This is a genomic window from Microbacterium pseudoresistens, from assembly GCF_013409745.1.
In the GTDB taxonomy this organism is placed as follows: domain Bacteria; phylum Actinomycetota; class Actinomycetes; order Actinomycetales; family Microbacteriaceae; genus Microbacterium; species Microbacterium pseudoresistens.
In genome coordinates, this window is the sequence record NZ_JACCBH010000001.1 from 2,615,960 (window position 1) to 2,639,336 (window position 23,377).

The 23,377-nt window shown below is 69.3% G+C and carries 23 protein-coding genes, 4 tRNA genes and 1 pseudogene; 8 read left to right on the top strand and 20 right to left on the bottom strand.

What is annotated here, in order from left to right; all coding sequences use genetic code 11:
* Positions 1–28: 28 nt before the first annotated feature.
* From BKA02_RS12840 to pdxS, 8 genes are all read right to left on the bottom strand, one after another.
* Entirely contained in the window at positions 29–463 is a 435-nt protein-coding gene (locus tag BKA02_RS12840; RefSeq protein ID WP_179434596.1) for a preprotein translocase subunit YajC, read from the bottom strand.
* An 82-nt stretch (positions 464–545) separates the two neighbouring features.
* Complete coding sequence (ruvB, locus tag BKA02_RS12845; RefSeq protein WP_179434597.1) at positions 546–1,574, bottom strand: Holliday junction branch migration DNA helicase RuvB; 1,029 nt, start codon at positions 1,572–1,574, stop codon at positions 546–548.
* Complete coding sequence (gene ruvA / locus BKA02_RS12850; protein ID WP_179434598.1) at positions 1,567–2,190, bottom strand: Holliday junction branch migration protein RuvA; 624 nt, start codon at positions 2,188–2,190, stop codon at positions 1,567–1,569. Before ruvA ends, ruvB begins: the two co-directional genes overlap by 8 nt.
* Positions 2,191–2,199: 9 nt before the next feature.
* Positions 2,200–2,790 carry a crossover junction endodeoxyribonuclease RuvC gene (ruvC, locus tag BKA02_RS12855; RefSeq protein WP_343045415.1) on the bottom strand — a complete coding sequence of 197 codons (591 nt, stop codon included), beginning with the start codon at positions 2,788–2,790 and terminating at the stop codon, positions 2,200–2,202.
* 97 nt (positions 2,791–2,887) lie between these two features.
* Positions 2,888–3,649, bottom strand: a complete 762-nt coding sequence (locus tag BKA02_RS12860; protein ID WP_179434599.1) for a YebC/PmpR family DNA-binding transcriptional regulator — start codon at positions 3,647–3,649, stop codon at positions 2,888–2,890.
* 98 nt (positions 3,650–3,747) lie between these two features.
* Positions 3,748–4,626, bottom strand: coding sequence for a ribonuclease FAU-1 family protein (locus BKA02_RS12865; RefSeq protein WP_179434600.1), 879 nt, complete (start codon positions 4,624–4,626; stop codon positions 3,748–3,750).
* A 43-nt stretch (positions 4,627–4,669) separates the two neighbouring features.
* Entirely contained in the window at positions 4,670–5,263 is a 594-nt protein-coding gene (gene pdxT, locus BKA02_RS12870) for a pyridoxal 5'-phosphate synthase glutaminase subunit PdxT (RefSeq protein ID WP_179434602.1), read from the bottom strand.
* On the bottom strand, positions 5,257–6,159 hold the full coding sequence (gene pdxS, locus BKA02_RS12875) for a pyridoxal 5'-phosphate synthase lyase subunit PdxS (RefSeq protein ID WP_179434604.1): 903 nt from the start codon (positions 6,157–6,159) through the stop codon (positions 5,257–5,259). The genes pdxT and pdxS overlap by 7 nt, the downstream gene beginning before the upstream one ends.
* Positions 6,160–6,211: 52 nt before the next feature.
* Here pdxS and pdxY point away from each other — a divergent pair, with 52 nt between their 5' ends.
* Positions 6,212–7,063 (top strand): pyridoxal kinase PdxY, encoded by an 852-nt coding sequence (gene pdxY / locus BKA02_RS12880; RefSeq protein WP_179434606.1) that lies wholly within the window; start codon positions 6,212–6,214, stop codon positions 7,061–7,063.
* Between the two features lie 9 nt (positions 7,064–7,072).
* On the opposite strand, the gene BKA02_RS12885 is transcribed toward pdxY, so the two are convergent.
* Both BKA02_RS12885 and thrS read right to left on the bottom strand, forming a co-directional pair.
* Entirely contained in the window at positions 7,073–7,621 is a 549-nt protein-coding gene (locus BKA02_RS12885) for an HIT domain-containing protein (RefSeq protein ID WP_179434608.1), read from the bottom strand.
* Positions 7,618–9,555, bottom strand: coding sequence for a threonine--tRNA ligase (gene thrS / locus BKA02_RS12890; RefSeq protein WP_179435488.1), 1,938 nt, complete (start codon positions 9,553–9,555; stop codon positions 7,618–7,620). Before thrS ends, BKA02_RS12885 begins: the two co-directional genes overlap by 4 nt.
* A 107-nt stretch (positions 9,556–9,662) precedes the next feature.
* Here thrS and BKA02_RS12895 point away from each other — a divergent pair, with 107 nt between their 5' ends.
* Positions 9,663–9,836 carry a hypothetical protein gene (locus BKA02_RS12895; RefSeq protein WP_179434610.1) on the top strand — a complete coding sequence of 58 codons (174 nt, stop codon included), beginning with the start codon at positions 9,663–9,665 and terminating at the stop codon, positions 9,834–9,836.
* Positions 9,837–9,882: 46 nt separating this feature from the next.
* On the opposite strand, the gene BKA02_RS12900 is transcribed toward BKA02_RS12895, so the two are convergent.
* The 3 genes from BKA02_RS12900 to BKA02_RS12910 form a co-directional block, all read right to left on the bottom strand.
* A tRNA-Val gene (locus tag BKA02_RS12900) sits at positions 9,883–9,954 on the bottom strand.
* A gap of 28 nt (positions 9,955–9,982) precedes the next feature.
* Positions 9,983–10,053: transfer RNA gene (locus tag BKA02_RS12905), tRNA-Cys, on the bottom strand.
* 50 nt (positions 10,054–10,103) lie between these two features.
* Positions 10,104–10,176 (bottom strand) — tRNA-Gly (locus BKA02_RS12910).
* Between the two features lie 198 nt (positions 10,177–10,374).
* On the opposite strand from BKA02_RS12910, the gene BKA02_RS12915 reads away from it, so the two are divergent.
* Positions 10,375–10,450, top strand: a tRNA-Val gene (locus BKA02_RS12915).
* Positions 10,451–10,589: 139 nt separating this feature from the next.
* On the opposite strand, the gene BKA02_RS14440 is transcribed toward BKA02_RS12915, so the two are convergent.
* The 6 genes and pseudogenes from BKA02_RS14440 to zapE all read right to left on the bottom strand — a co-directional run bounded on the left by BKA02_RS14440 (position 10,590) and on the right by zapE (position 17,595).
* A complete protein-coding gene (locus BKA02_RS14440; protein ID WP_343045441.1) occupies positions 10,590–11,066 on the bottom strand; it encodes an ASCH domain-containing protein in 477 nt (158 codons plus the stop codon).
* An 18-nt stretch (positions 11,067–11,084) separates the two neighbouring features.
* A pseudogene (locus BKA02_RS12920) lies at positions 11,085–12,284 on the bottom strand (acetate/propionate family kinase); the annotation flags it as partial.
* Positions 12,281–14,464 (bottom strand): phosphate acetyltransferase, encoded by a 2,184-nt coding sequence (gene pta, locus BKA02_RS12925; protein ID WP_179434615.1) that lies wholly within the window; start codon positions 14,462–14,464, stop codon positions 12,281–12,283. The gene pta and the pseudogene BKA02_RS12920, both read right to left, overlap by 4 nt.
* Before the next feature lie 65 nt (positions 14,465–14,529).
* A complete protein-coding gene (locus tag BKA02_RS12930; RefSeq protein ID WP_343045416.1) occupies positions 14,530–15,111 on the bottom strand; it encodes a type II toxin-antitoxin system PemK/MazF family toxin in 582 nt (193 codons plus the stop codon).
* A 68-nt stretch (positions 15,112–15,179) separates the two neighbouring features.
* Positions 15,180–16,415 (bottom strand): ammonium transporter, encoded by a 1,236-nt coding sequence (locus BKA02_RS12935; protein WP_179434617.1) that lies wholly within the window; start codon positions 16,413–16,415, stop codon positions 15,180–15,182.
* Positions 16,416–16,551: 136 nt separating this feature from the next.
* The gene (gene zapE, locus BKA02_RS12940) at positions 16,552–17,595 is read right to left on the bottom strand and encodes a cell division protein ZapE (RefSeq protein ID WP_246286030.1); all 1,044 of its coding nucleotides are present in this window, start codon (positions 17,593–17,595) and stop codon (positions 16,552–16,554) included.
* Between the two features lie 145 nt (positions 17,596–17,740).
* On the opposite strand from zapE, the gene BKA02_RS12945 reads away from it, so the two are divergent.
* Complete coding sequence (locus tag BKA02_RS12945) at positions 17,741–18,637, top strand: rhodanese-like domain-containing protein (protein WP_179434619.1); 897 nt, start codon at positions 17,741–17,743, stop codon at positions 18,635–18,637.
* Positions 18,638–18,656: 19 nt separating this feature from the next.
* Positions 18,657–19,088 (top strand): SufE family protein, encoded by a 432-nt coding sequence (locus BKA02_RS12950; RefSeq protein WP_179434621.1) that lies wholly within the window; start codon positions 18,657–18,659, stop codon positions 19,086–19,088.
* A 16-nt stretch (positions 19,089–19,104) separates the two neighbouring features.
* Here BKA02_RS12950 and BKA02_RS12955 read toward each other — a convergent pair whose 3' ends face one another.
* A complete protein-coding gene (locus tag BKA02_RS12955; protein ID WP_179434623.1) occupies positions 19,105–20,292 on the bottom strand; it encodes an alpha/beta hydrolase family protein in 1,188 nt (395 codons plus the stop codon).
* Between the two features lie 25 nt (positions 20,293–20,317).
* Between BKA02_RS12955 and BKA02_RS12960 the strand changes: the two genes are divergently transcribed.
* From BKA02_RS12960 to BKA02_RS12970, 3 genes are all read left to right on the top strand, one after another.
* Positions 20,318–20,899, top strand: coding sequence for a DUF3000 family protein (locus BKA02_RS12960; protein WP_179434625.1), 582 nt, complete (start codon positions 20,318–20,320; stop codon positions 20,897–20,899).
* The gene (locus BKA02_RS12965; protein WP_343045417.1) at positions 20,892–22,088 is read left to right on the top strand and encodes a ribonuclease D; all 1,197 of its coding nucleotides are present in this window, start codon (positions 20,892–20,894) and stop codon (positions 22,086–22,088) included. The genes BKA02_RS12960 and BKA02_RS12965 overlap by 8 nt, the downstream gene beginning before the upstream one ends.
* 76 nt (positions 22,089–22,164) lie before the next feature.
* On the top strand, positions 22,165–23,370 hold the full coding sequence (locus tag BKA02_RS12970) for an acetyl-CoA C-acyltransferase (protein ID WP_179434629.1): 1,206 nt from the start codon (positions 22,165–22,167) through the stop codon (positions 23,368–23,370).
* Positions 23,371–23,377: the final 7 nt, after the last annotated feature.

Consider the following 23,377-nt stretch of genomic DNA (forward strand, 5'->3'; position numbering starts at 1 on the left):
AGCTTTCTGTGCCGCGCGGAAGTGCGCGTCACTTGCTGTTGTCGTCGGAGTCGCGCTCGAGACGGGCGCGCGTCTCCTCCTCGGTCTCGGGAGCGGCGGAGTCGGTGCTCGGCCGGTCGTCGAGCGGCGTGTGGTCGTCGAGCGGCGCGGGGGTCTCGGTGGCAGCGGTCTGCTCGTCGTTCACGACGCGCAGGATGGCCTGCGAATGGACCTCGATCTCCACTCCCGGGGCCAGCTCGACGCGGGCGGGCTTGTCGAGGTTCTCGGCGTCGAACTCGGTGATCGTGCCGTACAGACCGCCCTGCAGCAGCACCTTGGCGCCTGGCACCGTCTCGCGCTGTTTCTGCTCCTGTTCCTGCTTCATCTTCTGCGTGCGGCGGCGGGTGCTGAAGATCATGAACACCAGCAGCAGGGCGATGACGATGAACAAGCCGTAATTGGCGAAGAACGTGGAGAAATCCATGTGGTGGCTGTGCCTTTCGACAGCATGCGCACGCCAGCGATGGCGGCGCAAGGGTGAGATGACAGGGAGAAGTCCTCAGCGATTATAGGTCATCGAGCAATGCGGAGCCCGCGGGATGCGCGACGCCGAGATGCGCGTACGCCTCGGGCATGGCGATGCGCCCGCGCGGGGTGCGCCCCATGAAGCCGATGCGCACGAGGTACGGTTCCACCACGCTCTCGACGGTCTCGGGCTCCTCGCCGACCGACACGGCGAGCGTGCTCAGCCCCACGGGACCGCCGCGGAACCGGCGCACGAGAGCATCCAGCACCGCGCGGTCGAGCCGGTCGAGTCCGATCGGATCGACGTCGTACAGCTCGAGAGCCGCGCGCACGTCCTCGATCGACGCTCCCGATCCTCCGCCGTGCACGAGCGCGTAGTCGCGCACGCGCCGCAGCAGCCGGTTGGCGATGCGAGGCGTGCCGCGCGAGCGACGGCCGATCTCGGCGCGGGCCGCGGCGGGCAAGTCCACGCCCAGCACCGTTGCCGAGCGCCCCACCACCTGCTCCAGCTCCTCGGCGTCGTAGTACTCCAGATGCGCAGTGAATCCGAAGCGGTCGCGCAGCGGATTGGGCAGCAGACCCGACCGGGTCGTCGCGCCGACGAGGGTGAACGGTGCCAACTCGAGCGGGATGCTCGTGGCCCCGGCCCCCTTGCCGACCATGATGTCGATGCGGAAGTCCTCCATCGCGAGGTACAGCATCTCCTCGGCCGACCGCGCCATCCGGTGGATCTCGTCGATGAAGAGCACCTCACCGGGGGTGAGGCTCGACAGCAGCGCGGCGAGGTCGCCCGCGTGTTGGATGGCCGGCCCGCTCGAGAGCCGCAGCGGATGCCCGCTCTCGTGCGCGACGATCATGGCCAGCGTCGTCTTGCCCAGCCCCGGAGGGCCCGAGAGCAGGATGTGATCGGCGGCGCGGTCCTGGATGCGGGCGGCGTCGAGCAGCAGCTTCATCTGCCCTCGTACCTTCTGCTGGCCGACGAACTCGTCGAGGCTCGTCGGTCGCAGGGCGCCTTCGAGCGCGAGCTCGGCCTCGTCGATCGCTTCTCCGGAGTCGCGGGGATCAGCCACGCGCGCCTCCCGCCTGCGCGGGTCCGAGCGTGGCGAGAGTGCGGCGCAGCAGCAGCGCGACGGATGCGCGCTCCGTCTCGCTCGCCTCGCCTGCGGTGCGCTCCGCCGCCTCGGCGGCCACGCGCTCGGTCCAGCCCAGGCCCACCAGCGCGGCGACGAGCTGCGACATCGTATCGGCGGGCAGATCCCCCGCTTGGCTCGCCGTCGGAGCGGCGGCCGGCGCGATCTTGCCCGCCAGCTGCACGACGATGAGCTTCGCCGTCTTCGGCCCGATCCCGGACACCCGCCGGAAGGGGGCGTCGTCGTCATCGGCCACGGCCGTCGCGATCTGGTCGACCGACATGTGCGACAGCACACCGAGCGCCGATTTGGGGCCGACACCGGTGACGCCCAGGAGCACCTCGAAGACCTCGAGCTCTTCGGACTGCGCGAAGCCGTACAGCAAGAGGGCGTCTTCTCGCACGATGAGCGAGGTGTGCAGCCGGATCTCGCCGCCGATGCGTGCCGTGTGCGCCACGTCGGCGGGCACAGCAACACGCAGGCCCACACCGCCGACCTCGACGACGAGCGAATCGGCGGACGTCGCGAGAACCGGACCGCGCAGGGAAGAGATCATGCCGACAGTCTAGGCACGTGCTCGTATGTATGTTCGAGCGACACGCTCCGCGTCCGACCACGCCCGCTGCGCAGGGGTGAGTTCGCCCTCGGGCGCCGTCGCCGCGTTGCGCCGCCACGCATGGCACAGCGCGATCGCCAGGGCGTCGGCGGCATCGGCGGGCTGGGGCGGGGCGTCGAGGCGCAGGATGCGCGCGATCATCGCCTGCACCTGCTTCTTGTCGGCCGACCCGTACCCGGTGACCGCGGCTTTGACCTCGCTCGGGGTGTGGGTGGCGGCAGGCAACCCCGCCTCCGCGGCCACGAGCAGGGCGACGCCGCTGGCCTGCGCGGTGCCCATCACGGTCTGCCTGTTCTGCTGCGCGAACACGCGCTCCACGGCCACCGCATCCGGTTCGTGCTCCTCGATGACCGCCCGGATACCGGCGGCGATCCCCGCGAGCCGCTCGCCGATGGGCGCATCCACGGGGGTGCGCACCACGCCCACGTGCACGAGCGTGCCGCGGCGGGCGCGGTCGACGTCGACGATGCCGACGCCGCAACGGGTGAGCCCCGGGTCGATGCCCAGTATCCGTCTGCTCGCTCGGGTCGGATCGGTCACGCACTCAGGCTATGCGCCGGGAGCGCCTAGGGGCTGATGGCGCGCCCGTGGGCGGCCATCGGCCGCTGCCGATTCGTTTCGCGCGAACATGACGAGCTCAGTCGTCGTCCTCTTCGAGCTCGGACTGCACTTCGGCGCTGAGATCGAAGTTGCTGAACACGTTCTGCACGTCTTCGCTGTCCTCCAGCGCGTCGATGAGACGGAACACCTTGCGCGCCGTATCGGCATCGATCTCGACCTTGAGGTTGGGGACGAACTCGACGTCGGCCGACTCGTACTCGATGCCCGCCTCCTGCAGCGCCGTGCGCACCTGCACGACGTCGGACGCCTCGGTGATGACCTCGAAGCCCTCGGCGTGCGGCTCGACCTCTTCGGCGCCGGCCTCGAGCACCGCCATCATGACGTCGTCTTCACTCGTGCCCTCGCCGCCGACGACGATCACGCCCTTGCGCTCGAAGTTGTACGCGACGCTGCCGGGATCGGCCAGCGTTCCGCCGTTGCGGCTGAGGATCGTGCGCACCTCGGCGGCGGCCCGGTTCTTGTTGTCGGTGAGGCACTCGATCATGAGCGCCACGCCGTTGGGGCCGTAGCCTTCGTACATGATCGAGGTGTACTCGACGGCCTCGCCGCCGATGCCCGCTCCGCGCTTGATCGCCCGGTCGATGTTGTCTTTGGGGACCGAGGTCTTCTTCGCCTTCAGCACCGCGTCGTAGAGGGTCGGGTTCCCCGACTGGTCGGGCCCGCCGAGCTTCGCGGCCACCTCGATGTTCTTGATGAGCTTGGCCCACGACTTGGCACGGCGCGCGTCGATGACCGCCTTCTTGTGCTTGGTCGTCGCCCACTTGGAATGCCCGGACATATGTCTCCGCTCGTGTGTCGCGCCCCGGAAGCGCCTCCAGGGCGTCGTCAAGTCTAACGCGCCGCTTCGACGACCCCGCGGCACCGGTGGAGAGCCCGTCATCCCTCCAGACCGGTGCGACCGCTCCGCCGTCGAGCGACAGCGAGACCGTCCGTGTCTGGCAGCGGCGGCGGATCGTCCATCCCGGCACCCGGCATCCAGCTCGCCCACCCCTCGTCCAGCGGCCAGGCGCCGGCCGCGACGAAGCTGTCGCAGGCATGGTCGGCGAGCACGCGCACCGCTTCGGCCTGGTGCGTCGTGAACCGCCCCTGCGCGACCGCGGCCTCGAGCTCGTCGGCATCCTTCAGCCACACGTCCTCGGATCCCGGATGCTCCGCGTCGATCCACAGATCCAGCACGAGGTCGCGCGTGAAGACTCCCGGCGCCTCCCCTGCCGTGCGCTGGTGCGGGAGCTCGAGGTTGACGTACGCGCCGTCCGGCGTTCCGTCGGCGCGGCGGAAGAACCACACCGACCACGGCATCCCCGTCGGGGCCGCCCGAACGATGCCCGGCCCTCGCCAGACGGCCTCGCGCATCACCCAGGGAGCGAGGAAACGCTCCTCGAGCGGCACTTCTCGCGGCGCTCTGCCGTCGGCGGGCGCCGATTCGAGTCGCGCCGATCCGGAAGGGATCCAGATGACGAGCCCGCGATCGTCATCGCGCACCACGCGCACGGCCTCGATGTGCCGCGCGTACCGCCATAGGATCGCATCCCCTGGCACGAACCGCGGCGCGTCCGGCGCGTCGGAGGGCACCGCCGCAGCGGCGGACGGATCCGCATGAACCGCGGCACTCCCCTGCTCCGCAAGCGCGTCGAGCGCCTCGCCGACCGACATGGATCCGTCGGAGAGACGATCCCACCCGTCGCCACGGCGACCGATGAGCGCCACGGTCCCGCCGCTCGCACTGACACTGGTGGATCCGATCGGCAGGCGCATCAGGCCACGCTACCGGGTGCGTCGGCCGACGCTGGCATGTCGGCTATCGGCGCACGCGGTCGAGCAGCCGCTCGTGGAAGCGCGTCTCGCCGGAGATCTCGGGATGGAAGCTCAGTCCGATCAGCGCGCCCTGCTCGACGGCCACGATGCGTCCGTCGTCGAGGGTCGCGAGAACATCGGCCTTCGCCCCCACCCGCTCCACGACGGGGCCCCGGATGAACGTCGCCGACACGGGGTGCCTGCCGAGCGCAGGGACGTCCAGGGTCGTCTCGAACGATTCGGTCTGACGTCCGAAGGCATTGCGCCGCACGGCGACGTCCATGCCGCCGAACGACTCCTGCCCGTCGATCGCATCGAGCACCTCGTCGGCGAGCATGATGAGCCCCGCACAGGTGCCGAGCACCGGCATCCCCTCGGCGATGGCCGCACGGATGGGCTGCTGCAGCGCGAACATCCGCGAGAGCTTGTCTATGACGCTCGACTCTCCGCCGGGGATCACCAGCGCGTCGACGGCGGCGAGCTCCTCAGGCCGACGGACGAGGACGGGGTCGGCGCCGAGCCCTGCAAGGATGCGCGTGTGCTCGCGTACATCGCCCTGCAGCGCCAGCACGCCGACACGCGCGACGCTCGTCACCATCCGCGCTCGGCGAGGCGGTGCGGCGCGGGCAGGTCGGAGACGTTGATGCCGACCATCGCCTCACCCAGGCCCCGGGAGACCTCCGCGATCACAGCCGGGTCGTCGTGGAAGGTCGTGGCCTTGACGATCGCCGCGGCGCGGGCCGCGGGGTCGCCCGACTTGAAGATACCGGAGCCGACGAACACGCCGTCGGCGCCCAACTGCATCATCATGGCCGCATCCGCGGGAGTGGCCACACCGCCGGCGACGAACATCACGACGGGGAGCGCGCCGCGCTCTGCCACCTCGGCGACGAGCTCGTACGGCGCCTGCAGCTCCTTGGCCGCGACGTACAGCTCGTCCTTCGACAGCGCGCCGAGCCTCGCGATCTCACCGCGGATGGTGCGGATGTGCTTCATCGCCTCCGAGACGTCGCCCGTGCCGGCCTCGCCTTTGGAGCGGATCATCGCGGCGCCTTCGGTGATGCGGCGCAGCGCCTCGCCGAGGTTGGTCGCGCCGCACACGAACGGCACCTCGAAGCCCCACTTGTCGATGTGGTTGACGTAGTCGGCGGGCGAGAGCACCTCGGACTCGTCGATGTAGTCGACACCGAGCTCCTGCAGCACCTGCGCCTCGACGAAGTGCCCGATGCGGGCCTTCGCCATGACGGGAATCGAGACGGTCTCGATGATGCCGTCGATCATGTCGGGGTCGCTCATGCGCGAGACGCCGCCCTGGGCGCGGATGTCGGCGGGCACTCGCTCCAGCGCCATGACGGCGACGGCGCCGGCATCCTCGGCGATCTTCGCCTGCTCGGGGGTGACGACGTCCATGATGACGCCGCCCTTGAGCATCTCTGCGAGGCCGCGCTTGACGCGTGCAGTGCCGGTGGTGTTCTCCGAAGCTTGTTCTGTCATAGGCCAAAGCATATCTTGTCTGCAGCGATGATCCGCGTGGCAGGATCGGAGGATGAAGATCCTCTCGATCCAGTCCGCCGTCGCATACGGCCACGTCGGCAACTCCGCCGCCGTCTTCCCCATGCAGCGCATCGGTGTGGAGGTGCTGCCGGTCTACACGGTGAACTTCTCCAATCACACCGGGTACGGCGCGTGGCGCGGTCCGATGATCGCGCCCGACGACGTGCGCGACGTGATCACCGGGATCGAGGAGCGCGGGGTGCTCGGCGAGATCGACGCCGTGCTGTCGGGGTATCAGGGCGGCGAGGGCATCGGCGACGTCATCATCGACGCCGTGTCCCGGGTGAAGACCGCCAACCCGAATGCCGTGTACGCGTGCGACCCCGTGATGGGCAACGCGAAGTCCGGGTGTTTCGTCGCCCCCGCCATTCCCGATCTGCTCCGCGACCGTGTCGTGCCCGTCGCCGACATCATCACCCCCAACCAGTTCGAGCTCGGCTATCTCACCGGCACCGAGCCCGACACGCTCGAGAGCACCCTGGCCTCGGCGGATGTTGCCCGTGCGATGGGCCCGCGCACGGTGCTCGTGACGAGCGTGGAGCGCCCCGACCGGCCCGAGGGCACGATCGAGATGCTCGCCGTCGACGATTCCGGCGCCTGGGTCGTGCAGACCCCGCACCTGCCGTTGAAGGCGAACGGCTCAGGAGATGTCACCGCGGCACTGTTCACCGCGCATCTCGGCCTCACCGGGGATGCCGGCGTCGCGTTGCGCAAAACGGTCTCGAGCGTGTTCGACCTGTTGCGCCTCACCCTCGATTCAGGGGAGCGCGAGCTGCAGCTCGTCGAGGCGCAGGAGTTCTACGCGCACCCGCAGGAGCAGTTCGCCGTGACACAGGTGCGCTGACGGCGGAGGTCAGGATGCCGGCCAGGCGTTCGCGAGCGTCTCGCGCACATCGCCCAGCAGCTGCGGGAGCGCCTTGGTCTTGGCGATGATCGGGAAGAAGTTCGCGTCCGACCGCCAGCGCGGCACGATGTGCTGGTGCAGGTGCGCATCGACTCCAGCTCCCGCAACGGCACCCTGGTTCATACCGAGGTTGAAGCCGTCGCAGTTCGATGTCTCACCCAGCACGCGCATGGCCGTCTGCGTGAGCGCACCGATCTCGGCGACCTCCTCGGGTGTGGCCCGGTCGTACGTGGCGATATGCCGGTACGGGCATACGAGCAGGTGTCCGGAGTTGTACGGGAACAGGTTCAGCAGGACGTAGGCGGTCTCGCCGCGCGCGACGATGAGGCGCTCGGCATCGGGATGCTTCGGCGCCTCGCAGAACGGGCACTGTTCGCGCAGCGGCTCGGGGCCCGCCTCGATGTACGCCATCCGATGCGGCGTCCACAGCCGCTGGAACTCGTCGGGCACACCCGCGAGGTGTGCGGCGTCGTCGAGGTTCCGCGGCTGATCCGTCACGCCAGATCCCCCGCGGCGTGCACGAGCGCATGCGAGGCGATCGCCGCCTTGATCCGCTCGACGGCCTGCCCCACGGGCACGCTGTTCTCCTGCGACCCGTCGCGGAAACGGAACGACACCGTGCCGGCATCGCGGTCCTGCTCCCCCGCGATGAGGATGATCGGCACCTTGCCGGTGGTGTGGTTGCGGATCTTCTTCTGCATCCGGTCGTCGGAGTGGTCGACCTCGGCACGCACCTCGACGTCGCGCAGCTGCGCGACGATGCCGTCGAGGTACTCGGCGTACTCCTCGGCGACCGGCACGCCGACCACCTGAGTCGGGGCGAGCCACACCGGGAAGTCGCCGGCGTAGTGCTCCAGCAGGATCGCGAAGAACCGCTCGACCGAGCCCAGCAGGGCGCGGTGGATCATGACGGGCCGGTGCTTCTGGCCATCGGCGCCGGTGTATTCCATCTCGAAGCGTTCGGGCTGATTGAAGTCGAGCTGGATGGTCGACATCTGCCAGGTGCGGCCGATCGCGTCGCGTGCCTGCACCGAGATCTTCGGACCGTAGAAGGCCGCCCCGCCCGGGTCGTCGACGAGCTCCAGGCCGGAGGCCATAGCCACCTCGCGGAGCGTCTCGATGGCCGTCTCCCACTGCTCCGGCTCGCCGAGGAACTTGTCGTTGCCCTCTTCGTTCGTGGACAGCTCGAGGTAGAAGTCGTCGAGGCCGTAGTCGCGCAGAAGGTTCAACACGAGGTTGAGGTTCGTGGTGAGCTCGTCCTTCACCTGATCCTGGGCGACGTAGATGTGTGCGTCGTCCTGGGTGAGGCCGCGCACGCGGGTGAGGCCCGAGAGCGTGCCGCTCTTCTCGTACCGGTACACCGTGCCGTATTCGGCCAGCCGCAGCGGCAGCTCGCGGTACGAGCGCCCGCGCGAGCGATAGATGAGGTTGTGGAAGGGGCAGTTCATGGGCTTCAGGTAGTAGTCCTGCCCCTTCCGGGTGACGTTGCCGTCGGCGTCACGCACCTCGTCGAGGTGCATCGGGGGGAACATGCCCTCGGCGTAGGTCTGCAGATGCCCCGAGGTCGCGAAGAGATCCTTCTTCGTGATGTGCGGGGTGTTGACGAGGTCGTAGCCGTTGCGCAGCAGGTGCCGGCGCAGGTTCTCCTCGATCTCGTAGCGGATGATGCCGCCCTTGGGGTGGAACACCGCCAGCCCCGAACCGATCTCGTCGGGGAAGGAGAAGAGATCCATCTCGATGCCGAGCTTGCGGTGATCGCGTCGCTCCGCCTCGGCGAGACGGTCCTTGTACGCACGAAGTTCGTCTTTGCTCGGCCATGCCGTGCCGTACACGCGTTGCAGCTGCGGGTTCTTCTCGCTGCCGCGCCAGTAGGCGGCGGCGATGCGCGTGAGGTCCCAGCCGTTGCCGATCATCCGGGTGCTCGGCAGGTGCGGCCCGCGGCAGAGGTCCTTCCAGGCGACCTCGCCGTCCTTGGTCACGTTGTCGTAGATCGTCAGCTCACCGGCACCGATCTCCACGGAGGCCCCCTCGGCGGCATTGCTCCCCGATCCCGGCCCCCCGGCGAGCTCGATGAGTTCGAGCTTGAACGGCTCGTCGGCAAGCTCCACGCGGGCCTGCTCCGCGGTGACGACGCGTCGCACGAAACGCTGCCCCTCGCGGATGATGCGCTGCATCTCCTTCGAGATGGCCTTGACGTCTTCGGGCGTGAACGGCGCGTCCACGCCGAAGTCGTAGTAGAAGCCATCGGTGACGGGCGGGCCGATGCCCAGGTTGGCCTGCGGATTGATGCGCTGCACCGCCTGCGCGAGCACGTGCGCGGCGGAGTGGCGCAGGATGTTCAAGCCATCGGCGCTGTCGATCGCAACGGCCTCGACCTCGTCGGTGTCCGTCAGCGTCGTCGCCAGGTCCTTCAGCTCACCGTTGACGCGCATCGCGACGACGGATCGGTCGGGGAACAGGGCGAAGCCGTCACGGCGGCTCTCCGAGGCGTTCTCAGGCACAGAATCTCTCCATCCGGGGTCGGTTCTAGGCTACTCGCATGAGCACCACGGCCCCGACCGGACGAGAGCCGACCGCGCCGGATGATCACCCGCGATCCGCACGAGCCCATCGTGCCGCGAGCCCGCTGGAACTGCTCGTCGCGCCGCTCGTCCTCATCGTCGGACATGAGATCCACGAGCGAGGCACGCCGGTGGCACGTGATCGGGTCTGAATCTGGACAGAAACAAGAAACCCCGGCTGAACCGGGGTTTTTCTTGTGCGCGATACTGGGATCGAACCAGTGACCTCTTCCGTGTCAGGGAAGCGCGCTACCGCTGCGCCAATCGCGCCCGTGAAGGCTGTTCAGTTGTGTCGGCGAGGTGGCGACGGGATTCGAACCCGTGTAAACGGCTTTGCAGGCCGGTGCCTAGCCTCTCGGCCACGCCACCGCGAGGTGGATTCGAACCCACATGCCTGAGCCCGGGGGCTCCTGCACTCGAGCGGATGACGAGACTCGAACTCGCGACCCTCACCTTGGCAAGGTGATGCGCTACCAACTGCGCTACATCCGCATTTTCGTTCCCAGATCGCCCTGGGGACTCGAATTACATTAGCCGAGGATCGGCGCTTCGCCAAACCGATCCGCGGCGTCGGGCGTGTCATCGGCGCAAGCATCGCGGCACGCCCGAACCCCCGGCCGGTGTCGGTCGGCACTCGCCCGATCGGGTATGCTCGTTTCCTGTGCCACACGGCACGAAAAAACTTCACAGGGGCGATTGGCGCAGCTGGTAGCGCGCTTCCTTCACACGGAAGAGGTCGTCGGTTCGAGCCCGGCATCGCCCACCACATCCCCATCCCGAGTCCCGCCACGATATCCCCGTCCGAATCAGGCGGACGCGCGGAATCAGGCGGATATCGCCGCGACAGATCGCCTGTTCTCGCGCGTATTCCTGATCCCGGACCGTCGCCCACCCCTCTGCGGGCGTCAGTCAGACCCCTCCTGGAACACGAGCTCGAAGCGCTCGCAGACCACGGGCATGTCCGGGGCGAACCCGCGGGAGCTCTCGGCGTGCGCACGCCAGTATCGCTCGTGGATCTCCCGCCACGAGCGCAGCGAGCGGTCGTCCTCGCCCTCCGCCCGCGCGTGCTCGGCGCTGACTTCGTCGAACGCGACGACCTGCACCTGCGTCGTGCGGATCACCGCTCGCGGCGCCCCCGCGCCGTCGAGGATGATGCTGTACTCCCCCGCCTGCGGAAGCGCCTCACCCGTCGCCTCGTAGTCCCACAGCGACGACGCGGTAGCCGTCTTGATCCCGTCCCGCACGAGCGCGAGGAGGCCGTCGGCGTGCGCGCGAGTGGCGCCGAAGGCCCACGCCTCGGGCGCCGCCTCCGGGAGCTCGGGATGCGCCGCACGTGCATCGCGCCAGAACCCGGCGACGGCCGCGGCATCCGCCGGCGGCACCTCGGCTCCCTGGCCATCGGCGAGTACCGCGAGCGTCTGCCTGCCGATCTCCAGTTCCTCGTCGGTGGGCACCACGAGCACGACGACGGCCGAGTCGTCTGCCGAGATCACACGGATGCCGCGGTCGGCGGACTGATTGCGCGACTCGTCGAGCCGCACTCCGGCGAAGCCGAGCGTCGCCAGCGCCCTGCTGCGCACCATCGGACTGTTCTCGCCGACGCCCGCTGTGAACGAGATGACGTCGGCTCCGCCGAGCTGCGCGAGGTAGGCGCCGGCGTACGCCCGCAGCCGGTGGATGTAGACGTCGAGCGCGAGCGACGCATCCGTATCGCCGTCGCCGGCCTGCCTCTGGAGGTCGCGCATGTCCGAGACGCCGGAGAGCCCGAGCAACCCGCTGCGCTTGTTGAGCAGTTCGTCGATCGCATCCACCGTCATCCCGGCGCGGCGGTGCAGGTGGAACAGCACCGCGGGGTCGATGTCGCCCGAGCGCGTGCCCATCACCAGGCCCTCCAGCGGAGTCATGCCCATCGACGTCTCCACCGAGCGACCGCCGTCGACGGCGGTCACCGACGCGCCGTTGCCGAGGTGGAACACGATCTGCTTCAGCTCTGCGGTCGGGCGCCCGAGGAAGCGGGCGGCGGCATCCGAGACGAACTTGTGCGACGTGCCGTGGAAGCCGTACCGGCGGATGCGGTGCGCGCCAGCGACCTCCCGATCGATGGCGTAGGTGTACGCCGCCGGGGCGAGCGTCTGATGGAAGGCGGTGTCGAACACGGCCACGTGCTCGAGGTCGCCGAAGGCGCGCTTGGCCGCGCGGATGCCCTCCAGCGCCCCGGGGTTGTGCAGCGGCGCGAGCACGGCGAGCTCGTCGATCCCGCGCTCGACCTCTGCGGTGATGGGCGTGGGCGAGATGTAGCGCGACCCGCCGTGGACGACGCGGTGGCCCACCGCGACGGGCGCGTGCTGCGTCAGCGACGGCCCGTGCGCGGCGAACGCGGCGAGCATGACCTGGAACCCGGTGGTGTGGTCGGGGATCGGCAGCTCCTGCACGTGTTCGCCCTCGGCGCCCGCGACCGAGTGGACCTCGTGCGTCGCCGTGCCCATGTGCTGGCCGATCCGCTCGACCAGACCCTCCGCGAGGGGTGCGGCGGCCTCGACGTCGAGCAGCTGGTACTTGAATGACGACGACCCGCTGTTCACGATGAGCACGACGCTCACGATCGCTGCTCCCCCGCCGCGTCCGCGGCGTCGTCGGAATCGGCGGACGCGGTTTGCGCCTGGATCGCGGTGATCGCGATGGTATTCACGATGTCCTCGACGAGAGCGCCACGAGACAGGTCGTTGATCGGCTTGTTCAGCCCCTGCAGCACGGGACCGACGGCGACGGCGCCCGCAGAGCGCTGGACCGCCTTGTACGTGTTATTGCCGGTGTTCAGATCCGGGAAGACGAACACGCTCGCACGCCCGGCCACGACGGAGTCGGGCATCTTCGCCCGTGCCACGGCGGCGTCGGCCGCGGCGTCGTACTGGATCGGCCCCTCGACGGGGAGCTGCGGGGCCCGATCGCGGACGAGCGCGGTCGCCTCCCGCACCTTCTCCACATCGGCGCCCGTGCCCGACTCGCCCGTGGAGTATGACAGCATCGCCACGCGCGGCTCGATGCCGAACTGCGCCGCCGTCGCCGCGGACGAGATCGCGATGTCGGCGAGCTGCTCGCTCGTGGGGTCGGGGATCACGGCGCAGTCGCCGTAGACGAGCACGCGGTCGGCGAGTGCCATGAAGAACACGGACGAGACGACAGAGACGCCGGGCGCCGTCTTGATGATCTCGAAGGCCGGCCGGATGGTGTGGGCCGTCGTGTGCGCGGCTCCCGAGACCATGCCGTCGGCCATGCCCAGGTGCACCATGAGCGTGCCGAAGTACGACACGTCGGTCACCGTGTCGGCGGCCTGATCCAGCGTCACGCCCTTGTGCGCCCGCAGCGCCGCGTACTCGGCCGCGAACCGCTCGACGAGCGCGGCATCCGTCGGCGAGAGGATCCTCGCCTGCGACACGTCGACGCCCAGTTCCTGCGCCCGGACACGGATCGCGGACTCGTCGCCGAGGATCACCAGCTCGGCGATGCGCCGCTGCAGCACGATCGCGGCCGCTTGCAGCACACGGTCGTCGCCGCCCTCCGGCAGGACGATCGTCCGCGGCTGCCGCCGCGCGCGCTCGACGAGCTCGTACTGGAACATCAGCGGGGTCACCACGCCCGCGCGCGCGACGCCGATCGCCTCGGTGAGGGCGGGAACGTCCACGCTGCGCTCGAACAGCGCCAGGGCCCTGTCACCGCGCCGCGGGGCGTCGACAGAGAGCCGGCCCGGAGTGTGCATGACCCTCAGCGCGGTGTCGTAGGTGCCCAGATCCGTCGCAATGATCGGCAACGGCGATCCGAGGCCGTCCAGCAGCCTGTCGACGGACTCGGGCAGGGCGAACGGGCCGTTCATGACGACGGCTGCGACCGAGGGGAATGTGCCCGATGACTGCGCGAGCAGCGTGGCCAGCAGCACATCGGCACGGTCGGCCGCGATGATCACGACAGCGCTCTCGGTCAGGCGCGGCAGCACGTTGACCATCGACATGCCGGCGATCACCGCACCCAGCACCTCACGATCCAGCAGCGCCTCATCGCCGCGCACGAGGTGTCCTTCGAGCGAGCGCAGGATGCCGTGCACCGACGGGGCGACGAGCGCTGCCTCCTCCGGCACGGCCCAGACCGGCACTGCCGTGCTCCCGCCGGTCGTGCCGCCGTGCACCGCGATCGCGCCGGCGACGGCATCCACGATCTGCGGCGATGCCGAGCCGTCGGCGCGGTTGACGATGACGGCCGCGAGCCCTGCGCGCTCCTGGGCGAGCTCGCCGAGCGCGAGCGTCATGATCTGCGCGAGCTGTTCTGGTGTGCGGGCGGTGCTGGTCCCCAGCTGTTCGCCGTGGCCATGGTTCTCGCGTCCGCCGAGCACGAGCAGCACGGGGGCGCCGAGGTTCACGGCGATCCGCGCGTTGACTCCCAGCTCCGCAGGGCTGGCCACGTCGGTGTAATCGCTGCCGAGGATCACCACGGCGTCGCAGAGCGCCTCGACCGCCCGGTAGCGCTCCACGATCCGCCCGAGGGCCGCGACCGGATCCTGACGCAGCTCCTCGTAAGTGACACCGATGCATTGCGCCGCGTCGAGATCGACGCCGTCGCGGGCCAACAGCATGTCGAGCACGTCGTCGGATCCGTCGGCCGAGCGCGTAATGGGCCGGAAAACCCCCACCCGCGAAGTTGCGCGGCCGAGGGCGTCGATCACGCCGAGGGCGATCAGCGACTTTCCGGAGTGCCCTTCGACCGAGGTGATGTAGATGCTCTGCGCCACGTGCTCAGCGTACGCGGGCGATCCTTCCGGGTCACGCCTCCTGAGGAGTCACCACGGTGCATCGCTCACGGAACCGCGCGCCACCCGTACCGACCGGTGAGGATCGACGCGACCCGGTCGAAGCGGGAGCGATCCAGCGACGCGGCCTCGCGGCGCATCCCCCGGTGGTGAACGCTGTAGAGCTGGTCGATGTCCACCCACGACTCGCGCCCCTCGCGATCCCACGACCCGGAGCCGATCGAGAGGTAGTCGCGATCGTGGTCGTGCGACTTGCTCGTGAGCTTCACCGCGTAGACGCGATCGTCGCTCTGCCGTCCGATCACCAGCACCGGCCGGTCCTTGCCGCGCCCGTCGCGCTCCGCATAGGGCACCCACGTCCAGATGATCTCGCCCGCGTCGGGGTCGCCGTCACGATCAGGGCTGTACGAGACGCGCAGGTCGCGGATGCTGCGCGGATCGATCTCGATCGTCTCCTCGCCGGCGCCCTGCCCCGGCGAGAGCTCGAGGGTGCCCGCAGAAGACCCGCTCCCCGTGCCCATGCGCGCACCGTGCCCGGCAGCGCCCTTGTCCTTCGACGTCAGCGCGTTCACCAGCGCCGCACCCACCTGCACGACTGCCGACAGGATGCCGTTGCCTGATCTGCTCACCCCGCCACCCTACCCAGACACGCGCCCGCCTCATCCCGTTCGCGAGGCGGGCGCGCGGTCAGCGGCACTCACGACGTGAGCGCGTATCCCTCCTCGCCGTGGACGACGAGGTCCACGCCGGCGATCTCGTCTTCGCTCTTCACCCGGAAGCCGATGGTCTTCTCGATCGCGAATCCGATCACGAGTGCCACGACGAAGGAGTACGCCAGCACGCCCAGTGAGGCGATGGCCTGCACGGCGAGCAGACGGAGGTCGCCGCCCGTGAACAGTCCCTGGTCGACGGCGAACAGACCGAGGTAGAGCGTGCCGAGCAGGCCGCCGACGAGGTGGATGCCCACCACGTCGAGCGAGTCGTCGAATCCGAGCCGGAACTTCAGCTCGACGGCCAGCGCGCATGCCACACCGGCGATCGCGCCCAGCAGCAGAGCCCAGCCGGGCGTGAGGTTGGCGCAGGCGGGCGTGATCGCCACGAGCCCCGCCACGGCTCCGGAGGCGGCGCCGACCGAGGTCGCCTTGCCGTCCTTGAGCTTCTCCACGAGGATCCAGCCGAGGATGGCGGCCGCCGTCGCCCCCAGCGTGTTGATCGAGATGAGCCCGACCTGACCCATGTCCTCCGACAGCCATTCGGCGCCGGCGTTGAATCCGAACCAGCCGAACCACAGCAGCCCTGCGCCCAGGAGGGTGAGCGGCACGTTGTGCGGCTTCTGGATGCCCTTCTGGAATCCGATGCGCTTGCCGAGCACGAGGGCGAGCGCCAGTGCCGCGGCTCCCGCGTTGATGTGCACGGCGGTGCCGCCCGCGTAGTCGATCACGGCGATCCCGCTGTCGGCGCCGAACAGTGTGGTGCCCAGCTGCATGATCCAGCCGCCGCCCCACACCCACGCCGCGATCGGGAAGTACCCGAGCGTTCCGAACAGCCCCACAAAGATCAGCCAGGGGCCGAACCGGGCGCGGTCGGCGATCGCTCCCGAGATCAGGGCGACGGTGATGATGGCGAACGTCGCGCCGTACGCCACCGAGAGCAGTGAGATATTGGCCTCCGGCGAGCCGGTGATCGCCGCAAGGCCGAAGTCCGCGAACGGATCGCCCGCGAAGTCGCCAGGACTGGACACCGCACTCATCGATGACCCGTAGAGGATCCAGAGCACGGCGATGAGCCCGATCGAGCCGAAGCTCATCATCATCATGCTCACGACGCTCTTGGCCTTCACCAAGCCGCCGTAGAAGAAGGCGACTCCGGGGGTCATCAGCAGCACGAGCGCCGTCGCTGTGACCCCCCAGGCGATGTTTCCAGGTGCATCCATGTGGTGATACCTCGCTTTCGGGGAGAGTGTCCCCAGTGTGGCGAGGCCGCGTTTCCGGCACGGACGCGTCGTGTTGCGGGCGCGTTACGGCAGAGGTCCCCGTGTGAACGTCGTGTTACAGCGCGGAGGTCGGCGGTCAGGAAGCATCGGCGTGCGTGAGCGCGTTGAGTCGCGACACGGCACGCAGGTACTTCTTGCGGTATCCGCCGCCGAGCATCTCCGCCGAGAAGACGTCGTCGAGGGGGTGCCCGGTCGCCAGCACGGGCAGCTGGGCGTCGTAGGCCCGGTCGACGAAGGCCACGAACCGCAGCGCCTCGGACTGATCGGTGAGCTGGCGCACATCGCGCAGTCCCAGCACATCCACGCCTTCGAGCAGCCGGATGTAGCGGGAGGGATGCACGCGTGCGAGATGCCCGATGACCTCGTCGAACGCGTCGTCCGAGGCCACGGCACGGCTCGCCGCCTCCGCGATAGACGCGGAGTACTCGGCGTCATCGAGCACCTTCGCGTGCCCGTCCAGGGCGCGCTGGCGGAAGTCGACGCCGTCGATGCGGATGGTCTGAAAGCTGTCCGACATGGCGTGGATCTCGCGCAGGAAGTCCTGCGCGGCGAAACGCCCCTCGCCCAGGGCGTTCGGCGGGGTGTTGGAGGTGGCCGCCAGCCGGGTGCCCGAGCTCACCAGCTCACCGAGCAGGCGGGTCATGACCATCGTGTCGCCCGGATCGTCAAGCTCGAACTCGTCGATGCAGAGCAGATCGGCGCCGCGGAGCAGCTCGACCGTGTTCTTGTACCCCAGCGCACCGACGAGCGCGGTGTACTCGATGAACGAGCCGAAGTACTTCCGCCGCGCGGTCATCGCGTGGTAGATCGCGGCGAGCAGATGCGTCTTGCCCACCCCGAACCCGCCGTCCAGATACACGCCCGGCTTGAGCTCGGGTTCCTTCGGCGCACGGCGGAACAGGCCGCCGCGGCGCGGTGCCGCGCTCGCGCCCGTCGCGAACCGCATCAGGGTCGCCTTCGCGTCCTCCTGCGACGGGTAGGCGGGATCGGCCCGGTAGGTGTCGAACGTCGCGCCGTCGAACTGCGGAGGGGGCACGAGGCCGGCCAGCATCTCAGCGCCGGTGACCCGCGGATCGCGGTCGACGAGATGCACGATTCGCGGATCGGACTGCTGCGTCATCTGATTCCTGTGTCGGGTTCCTGTGTCGAAGTCTTACGGAACGCGTGCGCACAACCGCGCGGCGATCTATCGTCGAGGGGACGGCTCAACACTACGCCGTCGCCCATCCATCATTCCGCGTACTCTTTCACCCGAGGAGACCCCCGTGAGCGTCGAGTTCGACACCTCGTCCCCCAAGTTCGCCGAGTATTCCGAGCCCGGCCGGCTCGTGAGCACCGAGTGGCTGGCCGCTCGCCTAGGCGAACCGGGCCTGGTCGTCGTCGAGTCCGATGAGGACGTGCTGCTCTACGAGACCGGGCACATCCCCGGCGCGGTCAAGGTCGACTGGCACACCGAGCTCAACGACCCTGTCGTGCGCGACTACGTCGACGGCCAGGGCTTCGCCGATCTGCTCAGCCGCAAGGGCATCAGCCGCGATGACACCGTCGTGATCTACGGCGACAAGAACAATTGGTGGGCCGCCTACGCGCTGTGGGTGTTCTCGCTGTTCGGCCACGAGGACGTGCGTCTGCTCGACGGCGGCCGCGATCGCTGGATCTCCGAGGGTCGCGAGCTCACCACCGAGATTCCCTCGCCGGCTCCGACCGACTACCCGGTCGTCGAGCGCGACGACTCCGTGCTGCGCGCCTACAAGGATGACGTGCTGGCGCACCTGGGCAAGGGGCCCCTCATCGACGTGCGCTCCCCCGAGGAGTACAGCGGTGAGCGCACCACGGCCCCCGCCTACCCCGAAGAGGGAGCGCTGCGGGCGGGCCACATCCCCACCGCGCAGAGCGTGCCGTGGGGCAAGGCCGTCGCCGAGGACGGCGGATTCAAGCCGCGTGCCGAGCTCGAGGCGATCTACCGTGAGCAGGCCGGCATCCAGGACGGCGACGACGTCGTCGCATACTGCCGCATCGGTGAGCGCTCCAGCCACACCTGGTTCGTGCTGAAGCACCTGCTCGGCTTCGAGAACGTGCGCAACTACGACGGATCGTGGACCGAATGGGGCAGCGCCGTGCGCGTGCCGATCGTCTCGGGCACCGCCCCCGGCGAGCTCTGAGCGTGTGAGAATGTCGGGGATGACCACGACGCACGTCCCCGACACCCTCGCCGAGATCCGCGACGAATTCCTCGAACTTCCGGAGGCCGAGCGACTCCAGCTCCTGCTGGAGTACGCCAACGAGCTTCCGGCGGTTCCCGACGAGCTCGCCGACCATCCGGAGATGTGCGAGCGTGTCGCGGAGTGCCAATCCCCCGTCTACATCTATGTGGGGGTGACCGACGGCGTCGTCGCGATGCACGCGACGGCTCCGCCCGAGGCGCCCACCACGCGCGGCTTCGCGAGCATCCTGGTGCAGGGCATCACGGGGCTCACCGCCGATGAGGTCCTGGAGATCCCCTCGGACTTCCCGCAGAGCATCGGCCTCACCCGGGCCGTCTCTCCCCTGCGGATCGCCGGTATGACGGGGATGCTGATGCGCGCCAAGAAGCAGGTGCGCCAGAAGCGTTGACGGCGCGACGCGACGGTCAGCCGATCGTGTCGGCGCCTTCGGGTGCCGGCACGATCCCCTGCGTGCGCAGCCATATCGTGATGTCGTCGTTCCAGCGGTGCTGGTCGTAGTTCCAGAGCTTGGTATGACGCGCCACCGTGTAGGTCGACATGGTCACGAGGTCGGGCCGTGCCTGTGCGAGCGCATGCGAGGCGTCCGACGGCACGAAGCCGTCGTCGTCGCTGTGCAGGATGAGGGTGGGGATCGTCAGCTCGTCGGCTCTGGCCACGAGGTCGAGGTCATCGAACGAGATCGCCTGGTCGGCACCGCTCATCCGCGCGCCCCAGTCGGTCGTGAGCGCATCCATCGCCAGCCTCGGCAGCGGATCGGGGAGCTTCATCTCCTCGGCCTGGAAGCGCAGCACGGTGCGCCAGTCGACGACGGGCGAATCGAGGATGATGCCGACGATCACGTCGCGGTACCTCGACGACAGGGCGGTCTGCAGGGCGATGGCCCCGCCCATCGACCACCCCATGAGAATGATGCGCTCGGCGCCGTGGCGCACGGCGTACCCGACGGCGGCATCCATGTCCTGCCATTCCGTGGCCCCGAGTGCATAAGCTCCCGCCCGCGTGCGCGGCCCTTCGCCGTCGTTGCGGTACGACGCGATCAGCACGGGCAGCCCGGCCGCGTGCAGCACCGGCACGGCGCGCAGGCATTCGCCCCTCGTCGCGCCCCGGCCGTGCACCTGCACGACCCACGTCGTCGATGCGGCAGGGAACAGCCATGCCGGTGCGGGGCCCGCAGCGGTCCCGACGAGCACGTCTTCATAGGGCAGATGCAGCTCGCCCGGGGCGGTGTAGTAGTACCCGCTGAAGGAGGCGTGACGATCCACGTGCGCGCCCGCGACGACCTGGGTGAGGAGCTTGCGCCGCACGCTCGTCTCGTCCTCGCTGAGCACAGCCCCGATCTTGAGGTATCCGGGGGCGGCGCCCAGGTCGAGTCCATACCGGCCGGGCAGCTGGGTGTCGGGCGTGCGGCCCAGGGCGACGACCTGCGCCGAGGTGTCGATCGAGAGCACCTCGGTGTCTGTCACCCGCTCCGATGGAGTGACCACGCGGCGGGCGACCGACATCACGAGCCCTGCGACAGCGGCGCCTGCGACGACGACCGCGCCGCCCGCCACGAGGAGGCCGAGGGTCGCGGCGTGCCTGAGACTCTTCATCGTCTGTTGACTCTAGTCTGTCCGCGTGAGCGCTCCTTCCGGCACCGAGGCCGACTTCGACCACGCCGCCGCGGAGCTGCGCGCGATCACCTTCCGCTCCGATCTCGTCGTGCGCGAGATCCCGGCGCCCGGCGGGGTCGCGCCGTCGTCGATCGCGTTCGCGGCGGATGTGCGCCCCGACGCCGACGGCGAGTCGATCTACGGCACCGGACGCCTCGTCCTGCTGCACGATCCGCTCGAACCGGATGCGTGGGGCGGCCCGTGGCGCATCGTCTCGTTCGCGCAGGCGCCGCTCGAACCTGAGATCGGTACCGATCCGCTGCTGACCGATGTCGCCTGGTCGTGGCTCATCGACGCCCTCGACTCCCGCGACGCGGGGTACCACTCGGCGTCGGGAACCTCGACGAAGACCCTGTCCAAGGGTTTCGGCGGACTCGCCTCCGAGGGCGACGGCGCCCAGATAGAGCTGCGCGCCTCCTGGTCTCCCGAAGGTCCGCTCGCCCCTCATGCAGAAGCGTGGGCGGAACTGGTCGGCATGCTCGCGGGGCTTCCGCCGGGCTCCGAGGACATCGCCGTGTTCGGCGCCAGGAGAACCATTCGTGAGTGACTACGTCGTCATCGACACCCTCTCCGCCTTCGACGATGCGTGCCGCGCTCTCACGGCCGGCACCGGCCCGGTCGGCGTCGACGTCGAGCGCGCATCCGGATTCCGATACTCGCAACGCGCCTATCTCATCCAGGTGTTCCGCCGCGATGCGGGCGTGTTCCTCATCGATCCCATCGCTTTCGACGATCTCGCTCCCCTGCAGCAGGCGATCGGCGACGCGGAATGGATTCTGCACGCGGCAAGCCAGGACCTCCCTTCGCTGCGCGAGCGCGACCTCGCGCCGCCGCGCATCTTCGACACCGAGCTCGCCTCGAGACTGCTGGGTCACGAGCGCGTCGGTCTCGCGGCGGTCGTGGAGGACAGCCTCGGCATCGTGCTGAAGAAGGAGCACTCCGCGGCGGACTGGTCCACCCGCCCCCTGCCGGAGGCATGGCTGGAGTACGCGGCTCTCGACGTCGTTCACCTGCCCGACGTGCAGGACGTCCTCGTCGCCGAGCTCGCCGAGCAGGGCAAGACCGAGTTCGCGCGGCAGGAGTTCGAGGCGACCCGCACGCGTGCCCCCAAACCGCCCCGTGAGGACCCATGGCGACGGCTGAGCGGGCTCCACCAGGTGCGCGGTGCGCGCAACCTCGCCGTGGCGCGCGAGCTGTGGCTTGCCCGCGAGGAGTTCGCCCAGCAGCAGGACGTCTCGCCCGGGCGCCTCGTGCCGGATCGCTCGCTCGTGGCGGCTGTACTGGCCGCACCCGAGTCGAAAGGGGCGCTCGCGGGGCTGTCCGCATTCAACGGGCGCGCGAGCCGATCGCAGCTGGATCGCTGGTGGGCGGCGATCGAGCGCGGGCGCACGAGCGACGATCTCCCGCGCCAGCGCGTCGCCCGCGACACCCTGCCGCCGCCGCGCGCGTGGGCCGATCGCAATCCCGAGGCGGATGCGCGCCTCAAGGCCGCGAAACCCCTCGTCGAGGCACGTGCCGAAGAGCTCGGGATGCCCACCGAGAATCTGCTGACACCGGACATGCTGCGCCGGACCGCCTGGCAGCCGCCCGCCGAGATCACACCGGAGAGCGTCGGAGACGCGCTCACGGCCCTCGGGGCACGGGCCTGGCAGATTGACGAGACCGCACAGCTGATCGCCGATGCTTTTGTGGATCTCCCTCAAACCGAGGAAGACCCCTCACCGACGGATTCGTAGATTCGATCCAACCGATTCATCCCCCGTACAGCGGTGCCTCCTAGGCTGGCAGCATCCTTGGAAAACTGGAGGCAGAGTGGCCGAGATCTCGGACGTCTTCTTCGTCGATGGAATGCGCACCCCCTTCGGGCGCGCCGGCGAGAAGGGCATGTACTGGAACACCCGTGCGGATGACCTGGCGGTCAAGGCGACCATCGGTCTGATGGAGCGCAATCCCGCCGTCCCCGCAGACCGCATCGATGACGTCGCCATCGCCGCGACCTCGCAGACCGGAGACCAGGGACTCACCCTCGGCCGCTCCGTGGCGATCCTCGCGGGTCTGCCGAACACCGTTCCCGGCCTCGCCGTCGAGCGGATGTGCGCGGGCGCCATGACCAGCGTGACCACGATGGGCGCCTCGATCGGCGTCGGCATGTACGACCTCGCCCTCGCGGGCGGCGTCGAGCACATGGGCCACCACCCGATCGGCTCCAACGCCGATCCGAACCCCCGCTTCGTCGCCGAGAAGATGGTGGATCCCGGCGCACTGAACATGGGCGTCACCGCGGAGCGGATCTTCGACCGCTTCCCGCATCTCACCAAGGAACGCTCCGACCGATTCGGCATGCTCAGCCAGCACAAGGTGCAGGCGGCCTACGACGCCGGCAAGATCCAGCCCGACCTCGTTCCCGTGGCGATCAAGAACGCCGACGGCGCCTGGGGTCTTGCGACCGAGGACGAGGGCCGCCGCCCGCAGACCACCATGGAGGACCTCGCGGGACTGAAGACCCCGTTCCGTCCCCACGGCCGCGTGACGGCAGGCACCTCCTCTCCCCTCACCGACGGTGCGACCATGTCGCTGCTGGCCGGCGGTGGTGCCGTGAAGGAGTTCGGCCTGCAGCCGAAGATGCGCATGGTTTCGTTCGCGTTCGCCGGCGTGCAGCCGGAGATCATGGGCATCGGCCCGATCCCCTCGACCCAGAAGGCGCTGAAGAAGGCCGGCCTGCAGATCTCCGACATCGGCCTGTTCGAGTTGAACGAGGCCTTCGCCATCCAGGTGATCTCGCTGCTGGATCACTTCGGCATCGCCGATGACGACCCGCGCGTGAACGCCTGGGGCGGTGCGATCGCCCTCGGCCACCCGTTGGCCGCCTCCGGCGTGCGCCTGATGATCCAGCTCGCGGCCCAGTTCGCCGAGCGCCCCGACGTGCGCTACGGCCTCACCGCCATGTGCGTGGGCCTCGGCCAGGGCGGGTCGGTCATCTGGGAGAACCCGTTCTACGACGGCAAGAAGAAGAAGTGAGCCCCGC